This is a genomic window from Klenkia sp. PcliD-1-E, assembly GCF_024124375.1.
GTDB lineage: Bacteria > Actinomycetota > Actinomycetes > Mycobacteriales > Geodermatophilaceae > Klenkia.
Window position 1 is genome coordinate 1 of sequence record NZ_JAMXRZ010000077.1, and the last position, 20,703, is coordinate 20,703.

At 74.7% G+C, this 20,703-nt stretch carries 22 protein-coding genes and 3 pseudogenes; 18 read left to right on the forward strand and 7 right to left on the reverse strand.

Annotation, left to right across the window (positions count from 1 at the left end):
- Together NH342_RS15195 and NH342_RS15200 are read left to right on the forward strand one after the other, a co-directional pair.
- A pseudogene (locus NH342_RS15195) lies at nt 1-262 on the forward strand (hypothetical protein); the annotation flags it as partial.
- Nucleotides 263-403: 141 nt separating this feature from the next.
- Complete coding sequence (locus tag NH342_RS15200) at nt 404-1,600, forward strand: cysteine desulfurase-like protein (RefSeq protein WP_253015802.1); 1,197 nt, start codon at nt 404-406, stop codon at nt 1,598-1,600.
- 91 nt (nt 1,601-1,691) lie between these two features.
- Here the strand turns inward: NH342_RS15200 and NH342_RS15205 are convergent, their stop codons facing one another.
- Together NH342_RS15205 and NH342_RS15210 are read right to left on the reverse strand one after the other, a co-directional pair.
- Nucleotides 1,692-2,345 (reverse strand): response regulator transcription factor, encoded by a 654-nt coding sequence (locus NH342_RS15205; protein WP_253015804.1) that lies wholly within the window; start codon nt 2,343-2,345, stop codon nt 1,692-1,694.
- Complete coding sequence (locus NH342_RS15210) at nt 2,342-3,442, reverse strand: sensor histidine kinase (protein ID WP_253015832.1); 1,101 nt, start codon at nt 3,440-3,442, stop codon at nt 2,342-2,344. Before NH342_RS15210 ends, NH342_RS15205 begins: the two co-directional genes overlap by 4 nt.
- Before the next feature lie 114 nt (nt 3,443-3,556).
- Between NH342_RS15210 and NH342_RS15215 the strand changes: the two genes are divergently transcribed.
- Together NH342_RS15215 and NH342_RS15220 are read left to right on the forward strand one after the other, a co-directional pair.
- Nucleotides 3,557-4,210, forward strand: coding sequence for a methyltransferase domain-containing protein (locus NH342_RS15215; RefSeq protein WP_253015806.1), 654 nt, complete (start codon nt 3,557-3,559; stop codon nt 4,208-4,210).
- A 110-nt stretch (nt 4,211-4,320) separates the two neighbouring features.
- Nucleotides 4,321-4,686: pseudogene (locus NH342_RS15220) on the forward strand (DedA family protein); the annotation flags it as partial.
- Nucleotides 4,687-4,799: 113 nt separating this feature from the next.
- Here the strand turns inward: NH342_RS15220 and mftR are convergent.
- Nucleotides 4,800-5,378, reverse strand: a complete 579-nt coding sequence (gene mftR, locus NH342_RS15225; RefSeq protein ID WP_253015808.1) for a mycofactocin system transcriptional regulator — start codon at nt 5,376-5,378, stop codon at nt 4,800-4,802.
- 85 nt (nt 5,379-5,463) lie between these two features.
- Here mftR and mftA point away from each other — a divergent pair, with 85 nt between their 5' ends.
- The 12 genes from mftA to NH342_RS15285 all read left to right on the forward strand — a co-directional run bounded on the left by mftA (nt 5,464) and on the right by NH342_RS15285 (nt 15,678).
- Complete coding sequence (gene mftA, locus NH342_RS15230) at nt 5,464-5,574, forward strand: mycofactocin precursor MftA (RefSeq protein ID WP_091554209.1); 111 nt, start codon at nt 5,464-5,466, stop codon at nt 5,572-5,574.
- A gap of 4 nt (nt 5,575-5,578) precedes the next feature.
- Nucleotides 5,579-5,914, forward strand: coding sequence for a mycofactocin biosynthesis chaperone MftB (gene mftB / locus NH342_RS15235; protein ID WP_253015809.1), 336 nt, complete (start codon nt 5,579-5,581; stop codon nt 5,912-5,914).
- Entirely contained in the window at nt 5,911-7,137 is a 1,227-nt protein-coding gene (gene mftC / locus NH342_RS15240; protein ID WP_253015810.1) for a mycofactocin radical SAM maturase, read from the forward strand. Before mftB ends, mftC begins: the two co-directional genes overlap by 4 nt.
- Nucleotide 7,138: 1 nt before the next feature.
- Entirely contained in the window at nt 7,139-9,052 is a 1,914-nt protein-coding gene (locus NH342_RS15245) for a mycofactocin system FadH/OYE family oxidoreductase 1 (protein ID WP_374209435.1), read from the forward strand.
- A gap of 151 nt (nt 9,053-9,203) precedes the next feature.
- Nucleotides 9,204-10,040 carry a mycofactocin-coupled SDR family oxidoreductase gene (locus NH342_RS15250; RefSeq protein ID WP_253015812.1) on the forward strand — a complete coding sequence of 279 codons (837 nt, stop codon included), beginning with the start codon at nt 9,204-9,206 and terminating at the stop codon, nt 10,038-10,040.
- Entirely contained in the window at nt 10,037-10,873 is an 837-nt protein-coding gene (locus NH342_RS15255; RefSeq protein ID WP_253015813.1) for a mycofactocin-coupled SDR family oxidoreductase, read from the forward strand. Before NH342_RS15250 ends, NH342_RS15255 begins: the two co-directional genes overlap by 4 nt.
- Before the next feature lie 54 nt (nt 10,874-10,927).
- Nucleotides 10,928-11,878, forward strand: a complete 951-nt coding sequence (locus tag NH342_RS15260) for a MoxR family ATPase (protein WP_253015814.1) — start codon at nt 10,928-10,930, stop codon at nt 11,876-11,878.
- A 60-nt stretch (nt 11,879-11,938) separates the two neighbouring features.
- Nucleotides 11,939-12,868: a vWA domain-containing protein gene (locus tag NH342_RS15265; RefSeq protein ID WP_305884922.1), complete on the forward strand. Its 930-nt coding sequence runs from the start codon at nt 11,939-11,941 to the stop codon at nt 12,866-12,868.
- A 100-nt stretch (nt 12,869-12,968) separates the two neighbouring features.
- A complete protein-coding gene (locus NH342_RS15270) occupies nt 12,969-13,403 on the forward strand; it encodes a hypothetical protein (protein ID WP_253015815.1) in 435 nt (144 codons plus the stop codon).
- 551 nt (nt 13,404-13,954) lie between these two features.
- Nucleotides 13,955-14,098 (forward strand): hypothetical protein, encoded by a 144-nt coding sequence (locus NH342_RS15275; RefSeq protein WP_253015816.1) that lies wholly within the window; start codon nt 13,955-13,957, stop codon nt 14,096-14,098.
- A gap of 977 nt (nt 14,099-15,075) precedes the next feature.
- Nucleotides 15,076-15,327 carry a hypothetical protein gene (locus NH342_RS15280; RefSeq protein ID WP_253015818.1) on the forward strand — a complete coding sequence of 84 codons (252 nt, stop codon included), beginning with the start codon at nt 15,076-15,078 and terminating at the stop codon, nt 15,325-15,327.
- Between the two features lie 21 nt (nt 15,328-15,348).
- Nucleotides 15,349-15,678, forward strand: coding sequence for a hypothetical protein (locus NH342_RS15285; protein WP_253015820.1), 330 nt, complete (start codon nt 15,349-15,351; stop codon nt 15,676-15,678).
- 18 nt (nt 15,679-15,696) lie between these two features.
- On the opposite strand, the gene NH342_RS15290 is transcribed toward NH342_RS15285, so the two are convergent.
- Together NH342_RS15290 and NH342_RS15295 are read right to left on the reverse strand one after the other, a co-directional pair.
- Complete coding sequence (locus tag NH342_RS15290) at nt 15,697-16,329, reverse strand: LysE family transporter (RefSeq protein ID WP_253015822.1); 633 nt, start codon at nt 16,327-16,329, stop codon at nt 15,697-15,699.
- Nucleotides 16,330-16,598: 269 nt separating this feature from the next.
- A complete protein-coding gene (locus tag NH342_RS15295; RefSeq protein ID WP_253015824.1) occupies nt 16,599-17,315 on the reverse strand; it encodes a YoaK family protein in 717 nt (238 codons plus the stop codon).
- 43 nt (nt 17,316-17,358) lie between these two features.
- Between NH342_RS15295 and NH342_RS15300 the strand changes: the two genes are divergently transcribed.
- A complete protein-coding gene (locus NH342_RS15300; RefSeq protein WP_253015826.1) occupies nt 17,359-18,222 on the forward strand; it encodes an alpha/beta fold hydrolase in 864 nt (287 codons plus the stop codon).
- Between the two features lie 76 nt (nt 18,223-18,298).
- On the opposite strand, the gene NH342_RS15305 is transcribed toward NH342_RS15300, so the two are convergent.
- Both NH342_RS15305 and NH342_RS15310 read right to left on the reverse strand, forming a co-directional pair.
- Complete coding sequence (locus NH342_RS15305) at nt 18,299-18,547, reverse strand: AbrB/MazE/SpoVT family DNA-binding domain-containing protein (RefSeq protein WP_253015828.1); 249 nt, start codon at nt 18,545-18,547, stop codon at nt 18,299-18,301.
- Between the two features lie 36 nt (nt 18,548-18,583).
- The gene (locus tag NH342_RS15310) at nt 18,584-19,558 is read right to left on the reverse strand and encodes an iron-siderophore ABC transporter substrate-binding protein (RefSeq protein WP_253015830.1); all 975 of its coding nucleotides are present in this window, start codon (nt 19,556-19,558) and stop codon (nt 18,584-18,586) included.
- A gap of 64 nt (nt 19,559-19,622) precedes the next feature.
- On the opposite strand from NH342_RS15310, the pseudogene NH342_RS15315 reads away from it, so the two are divergent.
- A pseudogene (locus NH342_RS15315) lies at nt 19,623-20,703 on the forward strand (mycofactocin system FadH/OYE family oxidoreductase 2); the annotation flags it as partial.

The window sequence follows — 20,703 nt, forward strand, 5'->3', positions numbered from 1 at the left end:
GCACGGGGTGGGCCGGCTGGTGCCCGACGTGCCGCTGTCGCGGGGCCGCCGGCTGGACGACGTGCTCGGGCCCGGGTGGGCGCTGCTGGTCTGCTCGACCGAGGTGCCGACGCTGCCGGCGCTGCCGGGCGGGGCGCGGCCGCGGGTGCTGCACCGGGGTGCGCTGCCCGACCTGGGCCCGGCGTTGCGGGACCGGTGGGTGCTGGTGCGCCCGGACCGGGTGGTCGCCGCCGTCGGCCCCCGCGTCCCGGCCGGACGGTGATCAGGTGACCTGGTCACTGTCCGTCCGGCCACACCGACGTCGGTGTGGGTGGCCGTACGTGGACCAGGTGTCCTGATCACCGTCCGGGGGAGGGGGCCGGGGGTGTCCGGCTGCGGGAGGACGGCGGGCAGTATCGGCCGCATGAGCATCGACGTCGCCGCCGTCCGGTCGCACTTCCCCGCGCTGCAGGGCGGCGCCGCCCACTTCGACGGGCCCGGCGGCACGCAGGTGCCCACCCCCGTCGCCGACGCGGTGCACGCGGCGCTGGTCGCCCCGATGGCCAACCGCGGGTCGACGACGCAGGCCGAGCGCAACGCCGACGACGTGGTGCTCGCCGCCCGGCAGGCGGTGGCCGACCTTGTGGGCGGCCGGCCCGGCGGCGTGGTGTTCGGCCGCAGCGCCACGGTGCTCACCTACGACCTGGCCCGCACCCTGTCCGCGGGCTGGGGCCCCGGGGACGAGGTGGTGGTGACCCGGCTGGACCACGACGCCAACGTCCGGCCGTGGGTGCAGGCCGCCGAGCGCGCCGGGGCGACCGTGCGGTGGGCTGGGTTCGACCCGGCGACCGGCGAGCTCACCGCCGCCGACGTCGCCGCCGTGGTCACCGACGCCACCCGGCTGGTCGCCGTCACCGGCGCGTCGAACCTGATCGGCACCCGGCCGCCGCTGCCGGAGATCGCCGGGGTGGCGCACGCGGCCGGTGCGCTGCTGCACGTGGACGGCGTGCACCTGACCGCGCACGCCCCGGTGGACCTCGCCGAGCTGGGCTGCGACACCTTCACCTGCTCGCCGTACAAGTTCCTCGGCCCGCACTGCGGCGCGCTGGTCGCCGACCCGGAGTTCCTGGCCACGCTGCACCCGGACAAGCTGCTGCCCTCCACCGACGCGGTCCCCGAGCGGTTCGAGCTGGGCACGCTGCCCTACGAGCTGCTGGCCGGGACGACGGCGGCGGTGGACTTCCTGGCCGGCCTCGGCGCCGGCGCGACCCGGCGGGAGCGGTTGCGCACCGGCATGGCCGCGCTGGAGGAGCACGAGGACGCGCTGCGCGCCTCCCTGGAGGCCTCGCTCGCCGCGCTCCCCGGGGTCACGCTGTGGTCCCGCGCCGCCCGCCGGACGCCGACGCTGCTGGTCACCTTCGAGGGCCGGGACGCCGCCGACGCCTACCGGTTCCTGGCCGCCCGCGGGGTGAACGCACCGGCCGGGTCGTTCTACGCGCTCGAGTGCTCCCGCTGGCTGGGCCTGGGCGACACCGGCGGTCTGCGGATCGGCCTGGCCCCCTACAGCGACAGCGGGGACGTCGACCGGCTCCTGGAGGCCCTGCGCGCCTTCCTCGCCTGATGCTCGGGTCTTCTCTCGATGTGACCCGTCGCGGTGTCCGGGCGCCCGGACCCCGCCGGGTGTCCCGTCGAGCGGGGACCGGACCCGTCGGTCAGCGGCCGCCGAGGCCGGCGTCGCGGGCCAGCAGCGCGGCCTGCACCCGGTTGCCCACCCCGAGCGCCGACAGGATCCGGCTGACGTGCGCCTTCACCGTGCTCTCCCGCATGCCGAGCGCCGTCGCGACGTCGGCGTTGCTCTCACCGGTGGCCAGCAGGCGCAGCACGTCGCGTTCCCGCGGGGTGAGCCGGTCGACCAGGCGGCGGGCCCGGTCGGCGTCCGGGGGCGCGGTCCGGTGGTGCAGGTCGACGACCTTGCGGGCCGCGGCGGGCGCGAGCATGGCCTGGCCCGCCGCGACCAGGTGCACCGCGCGCAGGATGTCGGCCGGGTCGGTGTCCTTGAGCAGGAACCCGTCGGCGCCGGCGGCCAACGCGTCGTAGACGAACCGGTCCAGGTCGAAGGTGGTGAGGACGACGACGCGCGGCGGCTGCGGCCGCGCGCGAATCCGGGCCAGGGCTGTGATGCCGTCCATCCTCGGCATCCGGACGTCCATGAGCACGACGTCCACCGGGTGGGCGGCGACGAACTCCACCGCCGCCAGCCCGTCGGCGACCTGGCCGGCCAGCTCCAGCTCCGGGTCCGACGCCACGAGGTCGGCCAGGCCCAGCCGCACCAGCGCGTCGTCGTCGGCGATCAGCACCCGGATCACGGCGTCCCCCCGTCCGGGGCGCCGAGCTCGGCGCGGACCACCCAGCGGTCGCCGTCGGGGCCCGCCGTCAGCCCCCCGCCGACCGCGGCCGCCCGCTCCCCCATGCCGACCAGGCCGAAGCCGCCGGGAGACGTGGCGACCTCGGCGGGCAGCGGGTTGCTGACCGTCACCCGGGTGACCGGGCCGTCGTGGTGGACCTCGACCCGGACCGGCGTGCCCGGTGCGTGCTTGCGGGCGTTGGACAGCGACTCCTGCACCACCCGGTCCAGCGCGAGCGCCCGCGCCGAGGGCACGGGGCCGGCGTCCCCGCGGACCACGAGCTCGACGTCCTGGCCGGCGGTGATGGCCTCGGCGACCAGCTCGGCGACGCCGCGGTGGGCGGGTGCGGGGGCGTCGGCGTCCCGGTCGGTGTCGCGCAGCGCGCCGAGGACGTCGCGCAGGTCGGCCAGGGCGTCGGTGGACGCCGAGCGCAGCAGCGCCAGCCGCTCGGCGACACCGGCCGGCAGCTCGTCCTCCCTGCGGGCCAGCACCCCGGTGTGCAGCGCGATCAGGCTGAGCCGGTGGGCCAGCACGTCGTGCATCTCGGCGGCGATCCGGCTGCGCTCGGACGCGCGGGCGACCTGCTCGCCGAGCTCCCGCTCCACCCGTAGCCGGTCCACCTGCTCGGCGAGCGCTTCCTCCAGCCGGCGGCGGCTGCGCACCCACGACCCCAGCGCGATGGCCAGGACGAACAGCAGCGAGGGCCCGAAGACCCGCAGGTCGAGGACGCTCAGCGGGGGCGCGACGACGACGTTGAGCGCGTAGCCCACGGCGGCCGCGCCGAGCGCCTCGCGGACCAGGCCGCGCCCGGCCAGGTGGAACAGCGCGACGGCGACCGGCGCCAGCACGCCGACGAGGGCGAGGGCGGCGACCGCGACCAGCGTGGTGGTCAGCGGGAAGCGGTGGCGGGCCGGGAGCGCCAGGCTCGCCGCGACCGCGAGCACCAGCCGGGGGCCCGGGGAACCGGTGGCGGCCAGCGTGTCCTGCACCGACAGCAGGAGCACCACCACGACCAGCAGCACCTCGCCCCAGCCGCGGTGCCGGCGGCCCCAGTCCATGATCACCGACCGATCGTAGGGACCCCGGGCCGGTCCTGGGGACCGACGACCGTCGGTCGGCACCCCCTACGGAGGTCGGGGGTGGGCGTCGTCGCGCGGCGGTCCCGGTGGCCGGTGGTCGTCCCTAGCGTCGACCCGGTGATGATCTCCGCTCGACGACCGCTGGGCCTCTTCCTCCGCCGCGCCCTGGGCGCCCCCGGGACCGTCGGCGCGGTGGTGCCCAGCGGCCGGGCCCTGGTCGGCGCCCTGGTCGCCCCGGTCCTGGAGCGGGTGGGCAGGCCGCTTGCGGTGCTGGAGGTCGGTGCAGGCACCGGCCCGGTCACCCGTCGCCTGGTGCAGGAGCTCCGGGTCGGGGACCGGCTGGACGTCGTGGAGTGCGACCCGGCCTTCCTCCCCGTGCTGCACGACGTCGTCGCCGGGGCGCGGTGCACGGCGCAGGTCCACGGCTGCCGGGTGGAGGACCTGCCCGGCGGCCGCCGCTACGACGTCGTCGTCTCCGCGCTCCCGCTGACCAACTTCCCGGTCACCGGGGTGCGTGCGGTGCTCGACCGCCTCGACGCCCTGTTCGCCCCGGGCGGGACCCTGGTGCGCTTCGGCTACCTGGGCAGCACCGCCGCGCGGGTGCTGGTGGCCGGCCCCGGGGAGGTGGCCCGCCACCGGGAGGTGCAGCGGCTGCTCGACGTCCGCGGCGGCAGCCGGCGCCGGGTGTGGGCCAACCTGCCACCGGCCGCCGTCGTGCGGGTGCAGGCACCGGCGGGTTCGTGGTGACGGCGCTGTCCGCCCTGGCCGACCTGGTCGGCCAGGTGCCCGCCGCCGCCGGCTACGCACTGGTCGCCCTGTTGGTGCTGGTCGAGTCGCTGCTGGTGATCGGGTTCCTGGTGCCCACGACCAGCACGCTGGTCGCCGCCGGTGCGCTCAGCGTGGTGGGCGACCTGCAGCTCCCGGCGCTGGTGGCGGCCGCCGTCGTCGCGGCCGTCCTTGGTGACTCCCTCGGCTGCGCGGCCGGACGGCGGCTGGGCCCGCGGGTGCTGGACAACCCCGCCACCCGTCGGTTGCCGGCCGGCGCGGTCGTGCGGGTGGGCAGGCTGGTCGACCGGCACGGCGTGCTGGCGGTCGCCGTCGGTCGCTTCCTCCCCGTGCTGCGGACCCTCACCCCCTGGGTGGTCGGCAGCCGGGGCACCTCCCCGGCCCGCACCGCGCCGGCGAGCGCGGCCGCTGCCACGGTCTGGGCCGGGGCCGCCACCGGCGTGGGGCACCTGACCGCCCGGGGTGCGGACGGCGGCCTGCCGCTGCCGCTGCTGGTCGCGCTGGTCGGTGCCGCGGTGGTCGGGGTCGCGGTGCCGGTCGTCAGGCGGGGTCAGCGCAGGGTGGGGAAGCCGCCGGCGAGCTGGTCGAAGGCGGCGTGCAGGTCGTCGGCCAGCGAGCCGTCGCCGGCCAGCCACGTCTCGAAGGCGGTGGTGGCCGCGGCCCGGGTCGAGAGCGCGACCAGCCGCGGCACCAGCGCATCGGGCCGGGTGCCGGTGCGCCGGGCGACGTGCTCGGCGACCACCCGGTCCACGTCGGCGTAGCGCACCTGCGAGTGCGCCTGCAGCGCCGGCTCGGCCAGGATCAGCCGCATCCGCTGGCGCAGCAGGGGCAGGTCGGCGCCGGGGTAGTCGTTGACCTCGACGTAGGCCGCGCAGATCGAGGCGAGCACCGGTTGCTCGGGGTCGGTGTCGGCGAGCTTCTTCTCCAGCCGGACGACGTGGGAGTGGAAGTCGCCCCACACCGCGTCGGCCTTGGTGGCGAAGTGCCGGAAGAAGGTGCGGCGGCTGATGCCCGCGGCGTCGGCCACCTCGTCGGCGGTGACGGCGTCGAAGTCGCGCTCGGCGAACAGCTCGAGGGCGGCGGCCTCGATGCGGGCGCGGGTGTCCTCCCGGGCGGCGGGTTCGCTCACGACGCGCATCATCCCCCTCTTGTCCGCTGGCACTGAGTGCCATAGCGTCCGGGGTGTCCGTGACCCAGCTCACCTGGAGGCATCCGTGCCGGAGCAGACCGAGACCGAGACCCCCGCCCCCGCCGCCGAGGAGGTCCTCACCGAGGAGTCCCTGGTGGAGGAGGTCTCCATCGACGGCATGTGCGGCGTGTACTGAGCCGTTGGCCGACACCCTCGTGACCGGGCCCGACACGGGCCCGGTCACGATCCCCGCTGACGAACTGCCCTTCGACCCGGACGTGCCGTGGCGCAAGTCGCCGTCGGTGGCGCTGCGCCCGGAGCCCTTCGGTGCGCTGGTCTACCACTTCGGCAACCGCAAGCTGTCGTTCCTGAAGTCCCAGCCGCTGGTCGCGGTGGTGAAGGCGCTGGAGTCCCACCCCGACGTCCCCAGCACGCTGCGGGCCTGCGACGTCCCCGAGGCCCAGCACCCGGCCTACGTGACCGCGCTCGCGACCCTGTCGCGTTCCCAGATGATCGAGAAGAGGGACCAGCCATGACCGCTGTCCTGCCCCAGCGCCCCACGGGCGGAAGGCTGATCGACCAGTTCGAGTACGGCCTGGACGCCCCCATCTGCCTGACCTGGGAGCTCACCTACGCCTGCAACCTGGCGTGCGCGCACTGCCTGTCCTCCTCGGGACGGCGCGACCCGCGCGAGCTGACCACGGCCGAGGCCGAGGCGGTGATCGACGAGCTGCAGCGGATGCAGGTCTTCTACGTCAACGTCGGCGGCGGTGAGCCCACGGTGCGGCCGGACTTCTGGCACCTGCTGGACTACGCCATCGGCCACGACGTCGGGGTCAAGTTCTCCACCAACGGCGTCAAGCTGGACAAGGCCCGTGCCGCGCAGCTGGCCCGCACCGACTACGTCGACGTGCAGATCTCCCTGGACGGCGCCACCGCCGAGGTCAACGACCGGGTCCGTGGCACCGGCTCCTACGCCACCGCGATCCGGGCGCTGGAGAACCTGGCCGAGGCCGGGATGCGCGACTTCAAGGTCTCCGTCGTCGTCACCCGGGAGAACGCCGGCCAGCTGGATGCGTTCAAGGCCCTCACCGACTCCTACGGCGCGCAGCTGCGCATCACCCGGCTGCGGCCCTCGGGTCGCGGGGCCGACGTGTGGGACGAGCTGCACCCCACGATGGCCCAGCAGAAGGAGCTGTACTCCTGGCTGCTGGCCAACGGCGACGGCGTCCTGACCGGTGACTCCTTCTTCCACCTGTCCGCGTTCGGGGAGGCCCTGCCGGGGCTGAACCTGTGCGGCGCCGGGCGGGTGGTGTGCCTGATCGACCCGGTCGGGGACGTCTACGCCTGCCCGTTCGCCATCCACGAGAACTTCCTGGCCGGCAACGTGCGCAGCGAGGGCGGGTTCCAGCGGGTGTGGCAGACCTCGGACCTGTTCACCGAGCTGCGCTCCCCGCAGACCGGCGGTGCCTGCACGAAGTGCGCGCACTTCGACGCCTGCCGCGGTGGCTGCATGGCCGCGAAGTTCTTCACCGGCCTGCCGCTGGACGGCCCCGACCCCGAGTGCGTGCAGGGCTACGGCGAGCACGCCCTCGCCGCCCGCGACGCCCAGCTGATCACCCCCAAGTCGCACATCGACCACTCGCACACCGGCCCGGTGCGCGGTCAGCCCACGCTGCTGGGCATGCCCAGCATCCCGTCCCGGGCTCCGGCCAAGATCTGCGACGAGTCGCCGCTGGCCGGGCTCGACCTGCGCTGACGTGCGGTTGACCGGTCCCTGGGAGCTCGCGGGGAGGACTGCGCCCTCCCGGACGCTGTTCGGCCCCCACGAGACCAACCTGGGGACCGGCCGGGCGCTGGGCCCGCGGCACACCGCGTACTACGCGCGGCGCGCCGCGGGCGGCACCGGGGTGCTGGTCACCGAGGCCGCCTCCGTGCACCCCTCCGACCACCCCTACGAGCGCGCCCCGCTGGCCGCCGACTGCGCGGCCGGCTGGGCGGCCGTCGGCGACGCCTGCCGGCCGCACGGCACCGTGGTGCTGGCCGGGCTCACCCACACCGGCGGCCAGGGGTCGGCGTCCTGGACCCAGGCCCCGCCCTGGGGGCCGAGCCGGGTCCCCGACGTCGTCAGCGGGCTGGTCCCCGTCCCGATGGGGGACGCCGAGGTCGCGGCGCTGGTGGCGGGCTTCGCGGGTGCCGCGGCGACCGCCGTCGCGGCCGGGCTGGACGGCGTCGAGGTCGACGCCGGCCCCCGCTCGCTGCTGCGCCAGTTCCTCTCCCCGCTCACCAACACCCGCACGGACGGCTACGGCACCGACCGGGTCCGGTTGCTCCGCGAGGTGGTCACCGCCGTCCGGGCAGCGCAGGGACCCGACCGGGTGCTCGCGCTGCGGCTGTGCGTCGACGAGTGCGCACCGTGGGCCGGGCTGACGCCGGCGGGCTGCGCCGACCTGGTCACCGAGGTCGCCCCGCTGGTCGACCTGCTCACGCTGGTCCGCGGCAGCGCACTGGACGGCGAGGCCTACCGGCCCACCGCGCACCGGGCGCCGGGGTTCCACGTGGAACTGCTGCCCGCCGCGGGCGGCACCCCGGTGGTCGCGCAGGGCTCCGTGGTGGACCCCGGGCACGCCGCGCAGCTGCTGGCGGCCGGGTACGCCGCGGTGGAGCTGACCCGGGCGCAGATCGCCGACGCCGGGTTCGTCGCCGCCGTCCGGGCCGGCCGCACCCCGCGGCCGTGCCTGCTGTGCAACCAGGCCTGCCGGGTGCTCGACACCCGGAACCCGCTGGTCAGCTGCGTGGTCGACCCCCGCAGCGGCCACGAGACCACCGAGCCCGACGTCGAGCTGCCCGGCCCGGGCGGCCGGCCGGTCGTGGTCGCGGGCGCCGGGCCCGCCGGGCTGGAGGCGGCCCGGGTGCTGGCGCTGCGCGGGCACCCCGTGGAGGTGGTGGCGCCGTCGGTCGGCGGGCTGCTCCCCGTGGTCGCGGCCGCGCCGGGACGGGATCGATTCCACGTGTTCGCCGACTGGCTGGCCGCCGAGTGCACCCGGCTCGGCGCCCGGTTCACCCAGGGGGTGCGGGAGGACGCCGACGTCGTGGCCACCGGCGGTCTGCCCGGTGCGCCGGTCGTGCCCGGGGCCGTGCCCGCGGTGGACGTGCTGGCGGGCGCGGGCCTCCCCGAGGGGCCGGTGCTGGTGCACGACCCGGTCGGCGGTCCGGTGGGGGTCGGGGTCGCCGAGCTGCTTGCCGCGGGCGGGCGCGAGGTCGTGCTGGCCACACCGGACGACGTCGTCGGGGCGCGGCTCGGCCAGGTCGGGGACCTGGTGGGTGCCAACCGCCGGCTGGCCCGCGCGGGTGTGCGCCGGATGACCGCCGTCCGGTTGCTCACGTGGGACGGCGCCGAGGCGGTGCTGGCACCGGTGGTCGCCGCCCCCTTCCCCGCCGAGGCAGGGGAGCCCCTCCCCCACGCAACGACCCCGTCCGTGGGGCAGGGGCTCCCGTGCCCCGGCGAGGTCCGCGTCCCGTGCGCCGCGGTGGTCGACGCCGGGCACCGGCTGCCCGGGCGCACCCTCCCCGACGCCGGTCGCGCGCGGTTCGCCGGCGACGTCGTCGCTCCCCGGACGGTGCTCGACGCCGTCCTCGAGGGCCGGCGGGCCGCGCTGGCGGTCGCGCCGTGACCCCGGCACTCGCCCACCTGCGGGTGGCCAAGCCCTGGTACCTGCGCGGCCCGGCCGCGTGGAAGCCGAGACCCGGGCGGCTCCGGGCCGCAGCCCTGCGGGGTGCGCACACACAGCCACAGCGGGGGAACCACCGAGAGGAACCGAACTGATGGGCAAGCTCGAGGGCAAGGTCGCCTTCATCACCGGCGCCGCGCGCGGTCAGGGCCGCAGCCACGCCGTACGCCTGGCGCAGGAGGGCGCCGACATCATCGCCGTCGACCTGTGCGCCCAGATGGGCACGGTCGGCTACCCGATGGCCACCGAGGAGGACCTGGCCGAGACGGTGCGCCAGGTCGAGGCGCTGGACCGCCGGATCGTCGCCGGCGTCGCCGACGTCCGCGACTCCGCCGCGTTGAAGGGGGCCGTCGACGAGGGCGTCGCCCAGCTGGGCCGGCTGGACATCGTGCTGGCCAACGCCGGCATCGCCAGCTTCGCGCCGGTCGAGGACCTCACCGACGACGACTGGGACGAGATGATCGGGGTCAACCTGACCGGCGTCTTCAAGACCGTCCGGGCCGCCGTCCCGCACATCAAGGCCGGCGGACGGGGCGGGGCGATCGTGCTGACGTCGTCCACGGCCGGGATCAAGGGCCTGGCCAACCTGGCGCACTACGTGGCGGCCAAGCACGGCGTCGTCGGGCTGATGAAGACGATGGCCAACGAGTTCGCCCCGGACATGATCCGGGTGAACTCGGTGCACCCGACCTCGGTGAACACCGACATGATCCACAACGAGGAGACCTACGGGCTCTTCCGGCCGGACAAGCCGAAGTCCGAGGTCACCCGCGAGGAGGCCGGGGAGTCGTTCAAGGCCTTGAACGCGCTGCCCGTCGAGTGGGTGGAACCGGTCGACATCTCCAACGCCATCCTGTTCCTGGTCAGCGACGACGCGCGGTACGTCACCGGCGTCCAGCTGCCCGTCGACGCCGGGTCGGTGCAGAAGTGACCGGCCGGGTGGAGGGCAAGGTCGCGTTCATCAGCGGCGCGGCCCGGTCGCAGGGCCGCAGCCACGCGCTGCGGCTGGCGCAGGAGGGCGCCGACATCATCGCCGTCGACGTCTGCGGGCCGATCGAGTCGATCGGCATGTACCCGCCGGCCACCGACGAGGACCTCGCGGAGACCGTGCGCCAGGTCGAGGCGCTGGACCGGCGGATCGTGGCCACCAAGGCCGACGTCCGCGACACCGCGGCCCTGAAGGCGGCCGTGGACGACGGGGTCGCGCAGCTGGGCCGGCTGGACATCGTGCTGGCCAATGCCGGGGTGTTCGAGATCCAGCCTGCGCTGGAGCTCTCCGACGAGGCCTGGCGGGAGATGATCGACATCAACCTGACCGGGGTCTGGAACACCTGCAAGGTGGCCCTGCCGCACCTGGTCGAGGGCGGCCGGGGTGGGGCGATCGTGCTGACCAGCTCGACCGCCGGGCTCAAGGGGACGCCGAACACGATCCACTACACGGCGGCCAAGCACGGCGTCGTCGGCGTCATGCGGACCCTGGCCAACGAGTTCGCGCCGCACTCGATCCGGGTCAACTCCGTGCACCCGACCGGGGTGGACACGGTGATGATCCAGAACGAGAAGACGTGGGGGCTGTTCGCGCCCGACGACCCGTCGCCCAGCCGGGAGAAGGCGGCGCCGATCTTCGAGTCGACCAACGCGCTGCCCATCCCGTGGGTGGAGCCGGTGGACATCTCGAACGCGATCCTGTTCCTGGTCTCCGACGAGGCGCGGTACATCACCGGCGTGACCCTCCCGGTCGACGCCGGCTACACGGTCAAGTGACCACCGGGGCGGCGCGGGCGACCTGCCCGCGCCGCCCCCTCACGACGGGACCCCATGGACGAGATCACCCGGACGACGGCCTCGGCCGCCACGGACGTGCGCGCCGTGCGCGAGCGCGTCGCCACCCACCTGGTCGGCCGCGAGCGCGAGACCGACCTGCTGCTGGCCGCCGTGGCCGCCGGCCGCGACGTGCTCATCGAGGGCCCGCCGGGGACGTCGAAGTCGACGCTGCTGCGGGCCATCACCGGCGAGTGGGGCATCCCGCTGCTGTTCGTCGAGGGCAACGCCGACCTGACCCCGACCCGGTTGGTGGGCCACCACAACCCCGCGCGGGTGCTGCGGGAGGACTACACCGCCGACAACTTCGTGCCCGGCCCGCTGGTCGAGGCCATGCGGTCGGGCGGCTTCCTCTACGTGGAGGAGTTCAACCGGGCGCCCGAGGACACCCTGAACACGCTGCTCACCGCCATGGCGGAACGCTCCGTCACGGTGCCGACCATGGGCACGGTGCGGGCCGCGGACACCTTCCGGGTGGTGGCGAGCATGAACCCCTACGACGCGGTGGGCACCACCCGGATGCCGACGTCGGTGTCGGACCGCATGTGCCGGCTCGCGGTCGGCTACCAGGACGCCGACGCCGAGCGCGGGATCGTCGGCCGGCGCACCGGGATCGAGGCCCGCCGCCTGGTCACCGACGCCGTGGCGCTGACCCGGGCGACGCGGGAGCGGGACGACGTCCGGCAGGGCAGCAGCGTGCGCGGGGCGATCGACGTCGCGCTGGTGGCGTCGCAGCTGGCCGCGATGCGCGGGGTCGCCGTCCCCGACACCGACGAGCTGCGCGGGCTGCCGGAGGAGTACACGGCGGTCGTGTGGGATGCGATGCTGGTCGCGCTGAGCGGTCGGGTGCACCTGGACGAGATCGCCGAGCGGACGCCGGAGGGTGTGCTGCGCGAGATCTGGGAGGACCACTTCCTGCTGCAGCCGGCCGCCGCCGAGCCCGGTTGAAGGACGGTCGAGGCCGACTCGCCGGTCACCCGGCGGGACCGGCCCGGGGCGCCGCGGGGGATGCGGCCGCTGCGCCGCCGTCCCAAGCAGCTGACCGAGCAGCCCTCCACCTACGAGCCGTCGCGCGGGGGAGCGGGTCTGGCGCTGTCGTCGGGTGACCGTCGTCGGCAGCGCACGACGGCGGCCGGCGGGGGATCGGCGCCGGGGACGACGGACGAGCCGGCCGACCTGATCCCGCTCGCCGACCTGGCGACCCTGCCGGAGGCAGACGCGACCACCCGGGCGCGGGCGCGGCAGATCGCCCGGCGGCTGGCCGTGCCGCGCCCGCCGCGCGACCGGCGGGCGCGGCGCGGGGTGGGGGAGCTGTCCAGCGTGCGGTGGACCGGTGGGTCCGACGAGCTCGACCTGGACCGGACGCTGGACGCGCTGGCCGGCAAGCCGTGGCCCGAGGACGACGACGTGGTGGTGCGGGAGCGGTTGCGTCGCCGGCGGTCGGTCGTGCTGGTCGTCGACGTGTCGGGCTCGATGAAGGGCGAGCGGCTGCGGACGACGGCCGCCACGGTGGGTGCGCTGGCGGGGGAGCTGGGCCGCGACGCGCTGGGGGTGGTCGCGTTCTGGTCCGACGTCGCGGTGCTGGTGCCGCTGGGGGAGCCGGTCGAGCCGCTGGCGGTGCTGGACCTGCTGCTGCGGGTGCCGGCCCAGGGCCTGACCAACGTCTCGTTCGCCCTGGAGACGGCGGGCCGGATGCTGGCCGGGGTGCCGCCGCGGGACGCCCGGGTTCTGCTGCTCAGCGACTGCGTGCACAACGCCGGCCCGGATCCCCGCCTGGTGGCCGGCCGGCTGCCGCGCCTGGACGTGCTGCTGGACACCTCGGGCGAGCAGGACGTCGACCTGGGGCGCGACCTGGCGACGGTCGGCCGGGGGCGGGTGCGGTTGGTCCGCGACCACACCGACGTCGCCCGGGCGCTGACGGCGGTGTTCGCGGAGTAGGTCGTGGTCGTGTCCAGGTCCGGGACGACGACGGGGCGGGCCCCGTACTCTTCGGCCGCACCGACCGGAATCGCGGCGGGCAGCCGAGACGAGGAGCGACATGACCCTGCCCCGCCCCGTGCTCCACCTCGCGGCGGCCGTCGCCGCAGCGGCGCTGCTCGCGGCGTGCGGTGGCGGAACGGCGGGGAGGTCGACCGGGTCGAGCCCATCGGCCGGGGTCGCCGAGACCGCGCCGGCCGAGGAGTCCGAGGAGGTGCTCACGTTCCCCGCCGAGTACGGACTGCCGGACCTCACGCCACCCGACGGCGGCGACGTCTCGCCCGCCAGCGGGGAGGACGACGGCTACGTCGCCTTCGAGGTGAGCGGTGTGGAGGCGGACGAGGCCCTGGCGACGTTCGGCGACCAGCTGCGCGAGGCCGGGTTCGAGCTCGTGGAGAGCGGCGCCTCGATCCAGGCCGGCAAGGAGGACGCGGCCACCGTCACCGTGGTCGTCTTCGGCGACGGGGTCATGGTCGACGCAGAACCGCCCTCCTAGGTCCACCCGATGCGCGGCGCGGCGGGCGATGAGAGGTTCGCTCGCCGTCCGAGGTCATCGGGTGCCGCGGCTTGACGTCGTGCTGGACACGTCGGGTAGCGCGACGTCGACCTCGGGCGGGACCTGGCGACGATCGGGCGGGGTCGGGTGCGGCTGGTTCGCGGCCCCACCGACGTTCCCCGGGCGCTGACGGCGGTGTTGTGGAGTAGAGCGCCAGGTGTGCCGTATGACGCCCGTCTGCGGGACTTCAATTCGGACGGGTCTATCGGACACTCCGGTGTCTAGCCAGCTCAGGTGCCCGTTGTTGGGCGAGGACGTGCGGTTGACGGCCGTCTGCGGACACTCGCAAGTGGCGCCAAGCGGCTCTGCCGAGAGATGGTCAACTCGTGCTTGTTGTCGCGGCGTCCGCAGGAACGGTCATGGCTGCACTTGCTGCGTTCGGGGTTCTGGCGCCAGGGCTTGTGTTCATCCGGCGGCGTTCTACAAGCAGCGCCGCTACTTGGCTCGGGGTAGGAGCCGTGGTCAGCGGTGCGCTCTTCTTCGTGAATGCGGTGAGCGCATTCGAGGCCAACGCGGTCGCACAATCGCTGGCCAATCTTCTAGGGCCGTGGCCGTGGGCAGTTCTTGCCGCCGGGCTGGCCGCAGGGGCCATCAGCTCGCTCGACGGACGGGTGCCGCACCGCGACCAGGTCTGACGTTGGAGGCCAAGCGGCCTGCTTGATGCGGGGTGTTCGGTTGTCCGTCCTCACCGGTCGGGGGTACTAGCGCCGGAATCGTAGAAACAGGGCGCTGAGTCCGACAGTGAAAAGCATCCATGCAATGCCGGTCCAGGTCCCACCAACGCCAGCGAGTCCCACAGCGAAGGCAGGGAGCAGCGCGAGGCCGCCGGCCAGGATGAAGACCCGCACAAGCCGAATGGTCTTCACGTCGCGCGAGCCTGTTGGCTGGTCACCGCTAGACATACCTCGAGCTTGCCGTACCAAGACTGCGCCACCCACATGTCATCACCACGATGCGGGGGCCTGTTTCGGTAGACGGTGCCTGACCGGCGCGGGCACTGAAGCCGGTTCGGGTCGCGGCTCGCGCGGTGTTCGCGTACAAGCAAGCTCACCGTATGAATCTGGTTGTCGAGGTGGGTGGATGGGAGCACGAGTGCTGCGGGCCTTCCATCGAACGCGGACAGATGATCGCTCTCGGATGTATCCGCGTTGACGATCGCAGGGCTGTCCAGCTACTCGAGACGCATCATGATTACGAGGTCGACGAAGTCGTTGAGGGTCGGGTTGGTCGACCTGTCTGCCGTCGGCCGGGACGGCGGGGTTGAGCCCATTCAGCGGGTGCCCGGTGGAGAGGCACTACGAGGCCAGAATGACCTTGACGATGGCTGCCTTGACCAATTGCGGACGGGTCGACGAGTCCGCTGGTCCGGCGGGAAGTTCCGGGTGACCGTGACGGTTGAGTGACCCTGAGACCGCGGCATCCCGATAGACGGTGAGTTCTGGGACGGGGCCCATCGCCCCTCGTCGGAGGACGGCAGCTGCCGCGCTTCCGCGGAAACGCGGTAGCCATCGTCAGGAGGGTCAGTCCCGGCTCGGGCCACCCGGCATGCCGGTGGTCGACAGCTCGTGACGATCGGGGTGATCCACGCGCGCGGCTGGGGCACGCTGTGAGAATGGATGTGGTGCTCGCCGTCGTGCAGGCCTGGGACGACGACGAGGGCTGGGGCGTCTGCTCGGCCGAGGGGCTCCCGGGCGGATGCTGGGTGCACTTCTCCGCCGTCGACGTCCCGGGGTACCGCAGGTTGACGGTCGGGGACCAGGTCCGGCTGGTGGTCGAGCCGGTGGAGCAGGACGGGTACGCGTTTCGTGCCGTCAGGTGCTCCCCCGTGGCCGGAGCTGCAGGCTCCCCCGCCGCTGCAGACTGATGGGGGGACGTCCTCGTCGAGGTGGGTGGATGGGAGCACGAGTGCTGCGGCCCGGCCATCGAGCGGGGGCGGTCCATCGCCCTCGGCTGCGTGCGCCGTGACGACGCGACCGGCTCTCGGCTCGTCGAGACGCACCACGGTGACGACGTCGACCTGCTCGTCGAGGGCCGGGTCATCGACATCGTCGCGGTGCGCCCGGACGGCGCGGTCGAGGCCATCCGACGTCTCCCCGGCGGAGAAGCGCTGCGCGGGCTGCACGAGTCCGACGACGGCCGGCTCGAGCACCTGCGGACGGGGCGACGGGTGCGCTACTCCGGCGAGGAGTTCCGGGTGACCGTCCGCTCCCGATGACGTGGAAGCGCCAGGGCGTCACGCCCGGGTGAGGGCGACCCGGATGCCGAGGCCGACGAGGACGACGCCGGTGACGCGCTCGAGGGCGGTGCGGACCCGCGGTCGCGACATGGCGCCGCCCAGGGCTCCGACGGCCAGGGAGAACAGTCGCCACCAGACGACGGCGACGAGCAGGAAGACGGCCGCCAGGGTGGCCGTGGTGGTGAAGGCGGGTTCGTCGGGGGAGACGAACTGGGGGATCAGGGTGAGGAAGATGAGGGCGATCTTGGGGTTGAGCAGGTTGCTCAGCAGGCCCTGACGGAAGCTCAGCCTCCGGCTCGCCGGTGCTGCGGGGACGTCGGCGGTGGTCTCGGCGGTCGTGGGCGTGCGGCGCGAGTGCCACAGGGCCATGGCGCCCAGGTAGACCAGGTAGGCCGCACCTGCGAGCTTGATGACCAGGAACGCCGTGGCCGAGGCGGCCAGGACGGCGGCGAGACCGACGGCGGAGGCTGCGGCGTAGACCGTGATGCCGGCGCAGCAGCCCAGCCCGGTCCACCACGCTGCCCGTCGCCCGCCGGCGATGCCGTTGCGCAGCACGAGCGCCATGTCGGGACCCGGCGTCAAGGTGAGGACGGCGGTGACGACGAGGAAGGGCACGAGCTGGTGCGGCACGCGGTCACCCTAGGGACCAGTCCCTCCAGCAGATGGCTCGGCTGGACCGGGTCGCGGCGTCTCCGCGGAAACGCTCTGGTCGGGTCGGCGTCCCGACGCACCGCAGACGTCTCCGCGGAGACGTCTGCGGGTCAGCGGACCGTCGAGGGGAGCAGGTCGACGACGGACAGCAGAGCGAAGAACGCGAGCAGCAGGACGATCGTGGTCATCGGGACCTCCAGGTGTCGATGACCCGAGTGTTCCCCCGCTCCCTGCACGGGGCCGGTGGCCTACCTGTGCACCTCCGGTGGGGCAGCCGCACGGCCCCGGTGGAAGCGCAGGAGCGCGACGACGAGCACGAGTGCGATGACGGCCAGCTGGACGGCGGGGGCCGCATCGGGCAGCGCGGTCACCGCGGCTGCCCCCGCGGCCGCCCCGACGACGAGCCCGACCACGACCTGGACGCTGGGCAGCACGTCCCGCAACGGTTGACGCGTGCACAGCCGGACGACGACCCCGGCCAGCGTCCCGGTCAGGAAGGTCGTCGACAGGCCCGGCACGCCGAACCGCTGCACCGTGCTGGTCTGCACGCCGAGTGCGACAGCGGTGGTGCCGAGCAGCAGCAGCGCCGCCATCGCACCCCGGTCGGGGCCGGTCGCCCACCAGCCGATCGCGTACCCCGCGAACAGCGCGGCCTCCACGGCCAGCGCCGCGGTGACGCGGGGCGGCCACACCCCGTCCCCGGGCTGCGGGGTCCCGGCCAGCACCGTCCCCAGCGCGACGCCGGCGCAGAAGGCGAGCAGCGCCGTCCCCGAGGAGAGCGCCTGCGCGCCGTCCAGTGTGGGGAGCGCCGTCCCCAGCAGCACCAGGTTGCCGGTCATCACGCTGGTGAAGACCCCGCCGAGCGCCAGCAGGCTGATGGCGTCGGTCGCCCCACTGAGGCCGGCCAGCGCCACGACGAGGACCTGCCGGGTGCGCCGGTCGCCGGGGGACTGGTCGTCGGTCACCCCCACATGGTCGTCCCGACCGGGCGCGGGCCAGGATGCGGTCATGCCGACGACGATCCCCTCCCCGGCCGACGGACTTGCCATCGCCACCTACACCTGGGACGCCGTCCCCGGCGCCCCGGTCGGCGTCGTCCAGGTCGTGCACGGCCTGGCCGAGCACGGCCCCCGCTACGACCGCTTCGCGACGGCGCTGGTCGCGGCCGGCTTCGTTGTCTCCGCGGCCGACAACCGGGGCCACGGCGCCTCGGTGTCCGAGGAGGTGCCGCTGGGCAGCTTCGGCGCGGCCGGCGTGGACGGGTTCGTGGCCGACATCGGCGCGCACGCGCGGGCACTCGCCGAGCAGCACCCCGGCCTGCCGCTGTTCGCCTTCGCGCACTCGCTGGGCTCGATGGGCATGCAGCTGGCCCTGCTGGACGAACCGGTCCGCTACGCCGGCGTCGTGCTCAGCGGCTCCACCACCCTCGACGGCCTCGGCGAGGTCCTCGCCGGGCTGCCCGCCGACCAGCCCGGCCTGGCCGCGTTCAACGCCGGCTTCGAGCCGCGCACCGGGTTCGAGTGGCTCAGCCGCGACCCCGCCGAGGTCGACGCCTACATGGCCGACCCGCTCTGCGGCTTCCCCACCGAGGACGCCATCATCGGGGGCGTCCTCGAACGGGCCGGCCGCGCCGCCGACCCGTCGGTCCGGGACGACCTGCCGCTGCTGCTGGTCTCCGGTGACCACGACCCGGTGGGCGGCCGCGGCGGGGTCAACGTCACCGCGCTCGGCGACCGCTACCGCGCCGCCGGGCTGACCGACGTCACCGTGTCCCTCTACCCCGGGGCCCGGCACGAGCTGGTCAACGAGACCAACCGGGACGCCGTCACCGCCGACGTCGTCGGCTGGCTGCGCGCCCACCTGCCCGGCTGATCAGCGGACCGGGCAGCTCGCCGACGTCCCGAGACGTGTCGCTCGCCGTGCAGTGAGCAGTGAGCGATCGGGCACCTCAGCTGTTGTGGTCCTGCGCGACCTCCGCCCGTCGCTCGGCGATGAGTTCGTCGACCAGGCTGGGGGCGTCCCGGAACTGCTCCTGGACCCGGGTCAGCAATGCATCGCGGCTGATCAGCTTGATGCCGTCCTCGTGCTGCAGTGCCACCAGCCTGCTGCCGGCACGCCAGCCGAGCCGTTCGCACATCTCGGCCGGTACGACCAGGCCACCTCGATCGCCCACCAGGAAGCCTGTGGTGTCACCCATGCGTCCATCGTCCCGCAGCGCCGGGCAGTGCGGGACCTACCCGGCCAGTTGCTCCAGTACGACGCGGGCCGCTGCCGGGCCGGCGTTGAGGAACCAGGCCTCGTCGTCCACCCGGACCGCGGTGCCGTCGGCGATCGCCGGCAGCCTTGTCCACAGCGGGCTGGCGAGCGCGGTCGCGCCCTCCGCACCCGCCTGCACGCCGTAGAACAACCGGTCCCCGGCGGCGCGCTGCAGCTCCTCGTCGGAGAGGTCCTGCGAGGTCCCGGTGACCTGCTGGTCGGCGGGCCGGGCGACGTCCCCCGCGGCCAGGATGCTGCCCACGAAGGACCCGACGCCCCAGATCCGGGTGCGGTCGCCGCTGATCCGCACCACCGACACCGTGTCGCCCTCGAACGCCGAACCCACCCGCGCGGCGTCGTCCAGCAGGCCCTGCAGCAGGTCCCCCGCCTGCCCGGTGCGGCCCAGTGCGGCGGCGACGAGCAGCAGGTCCTGCTGCCAGTTCACCCCGGTGCCCTCGGTGACCACGGTCGGCGCGATCCCGGACAGCGCGGCCCCGATGGACTCCGCCCCCACGGTGTTGACCAGCACCAGGTCCGGCCGCAGTGCGGCGACCGCCTCCAGGTCGGGCTCCAGGCGCAGGCCGATCGAGGAGATCGAGGCCAGGTCGGCGTCGGGGAAGGCGTCGGCCAGGTAGGCCGGCACCAGGTCCGCGCCGCTGGCCTGGGTGGCGCCCACCGGGGTCACCCCGAGGGAGAGGACGCCGTCCAGCTGACCGGTGCTGATGACCACCACGCGCTGCGGCTCCGCCGGGATCGTCGTCGTCCCGTCGAAGTGGACGACGTCGCGGGGGAACTCACCGTCGGCAGCTGTCGACCCGTAGCCGTCGGGCAGCCCCTGCGGCGCGACCCCCGAGGCCGGTGCGGCCGAGGCGGCGGCACCGGACCGGGGTGCCGGGTCGGTGGCGCAGCCGGCCAGCAGGAGGGCCAGGACGACGAGCAGTGCGCGGATCACCGGCCGAACAGTAAGGGCAGCCTTGCCTATTCCGGCGGTTTCCGCGGTGTGATCTAGTGCGGTGGTGCGGCTGGCCGACCCCCTCCCGCTGCGCGGCCGCACCCTGCGCAACCGGTTGGTCTTCTGCGCCCACCTGACGAACCTCGCGGTCGACCGGCTGCCCTCCCCCGCGCACACCGCCTACTACGCCGCCCGCGCCGCCGGGGGCGCCGCGCTGGTCATCACCGAGGAACAGGCGGTCGACCCCGCCGACCAGCCCTACGAGCGCGTCGTCGACGGCACCGACCCCGCCGTCGTCGACCGGTACCGGGAGATCGCCACCGCGGTGCACGGCCACGGGGCGCTCGTCGTCGCCCAGCTCAACCACAACGGCGGCCAGGGCAGCTCGCTGCACTCCCGCACCCCGCTGCTCGCACCCTCACCGGTCGCCGACCCGCTGTTCGGCGAGGTGCCCCGCGCGGCGACCCCGGTCGAGCTCGCCGCCGTCGTCGCCGGGTTCGCCCGGGTCGCCGGGCACGTCCGCGCCGGCGGTCTGGACGGCGTGGAGCTGCAGGCCTCGCAGTCCTCGCTGCTGCGCGCGTTCCTCGACCCGTCGACCAACCGCCGCACCGACGGCTACGGCACCGACCGCGCCCGGCTGCTGCTCGAGGTGGTCACCGCTGTCCGCGAGGCCCTGGGCCCCGATCTGCTGCTCGGGGTCCGACTGGCCGTGCACGAACCCGGGGGGACGACGACGGAGGATGCCGTGGCCACTGCGCACCGGCTCGCCGGGACCGGGGCCGTGGACTGGCTGTCCACCACCACCGGCATCGCCACCTCGTCGCTGCACCTGGTCGAGCCCTCGATGGCCGGCCCGCACGCCTACGCCCTCCCGCTCGCCGCCCGGCTGCGGACGGCGGGCCTGCCGGTCATCGGCGTGGGCCGGGTGCCCACGCCCGCCGAGGCCCGAGCCGCGCTGGCGCACTGCGACCTGGTCGGGGTCGTCCGTGGCCAGCTCGCCGACCCCGACTTCGCCGCCGAGGCGCTGCGCGGCGAGCCGGTGCGGGTGTGCACCGGCTGCAACGAGTGCGCGGCCCGCATCGGCGCCGGGCTGCCGATGCGCTGCCCGCAAGGCGTGCTGCCGGTGCCCGCCGTCCCGGCCCGGG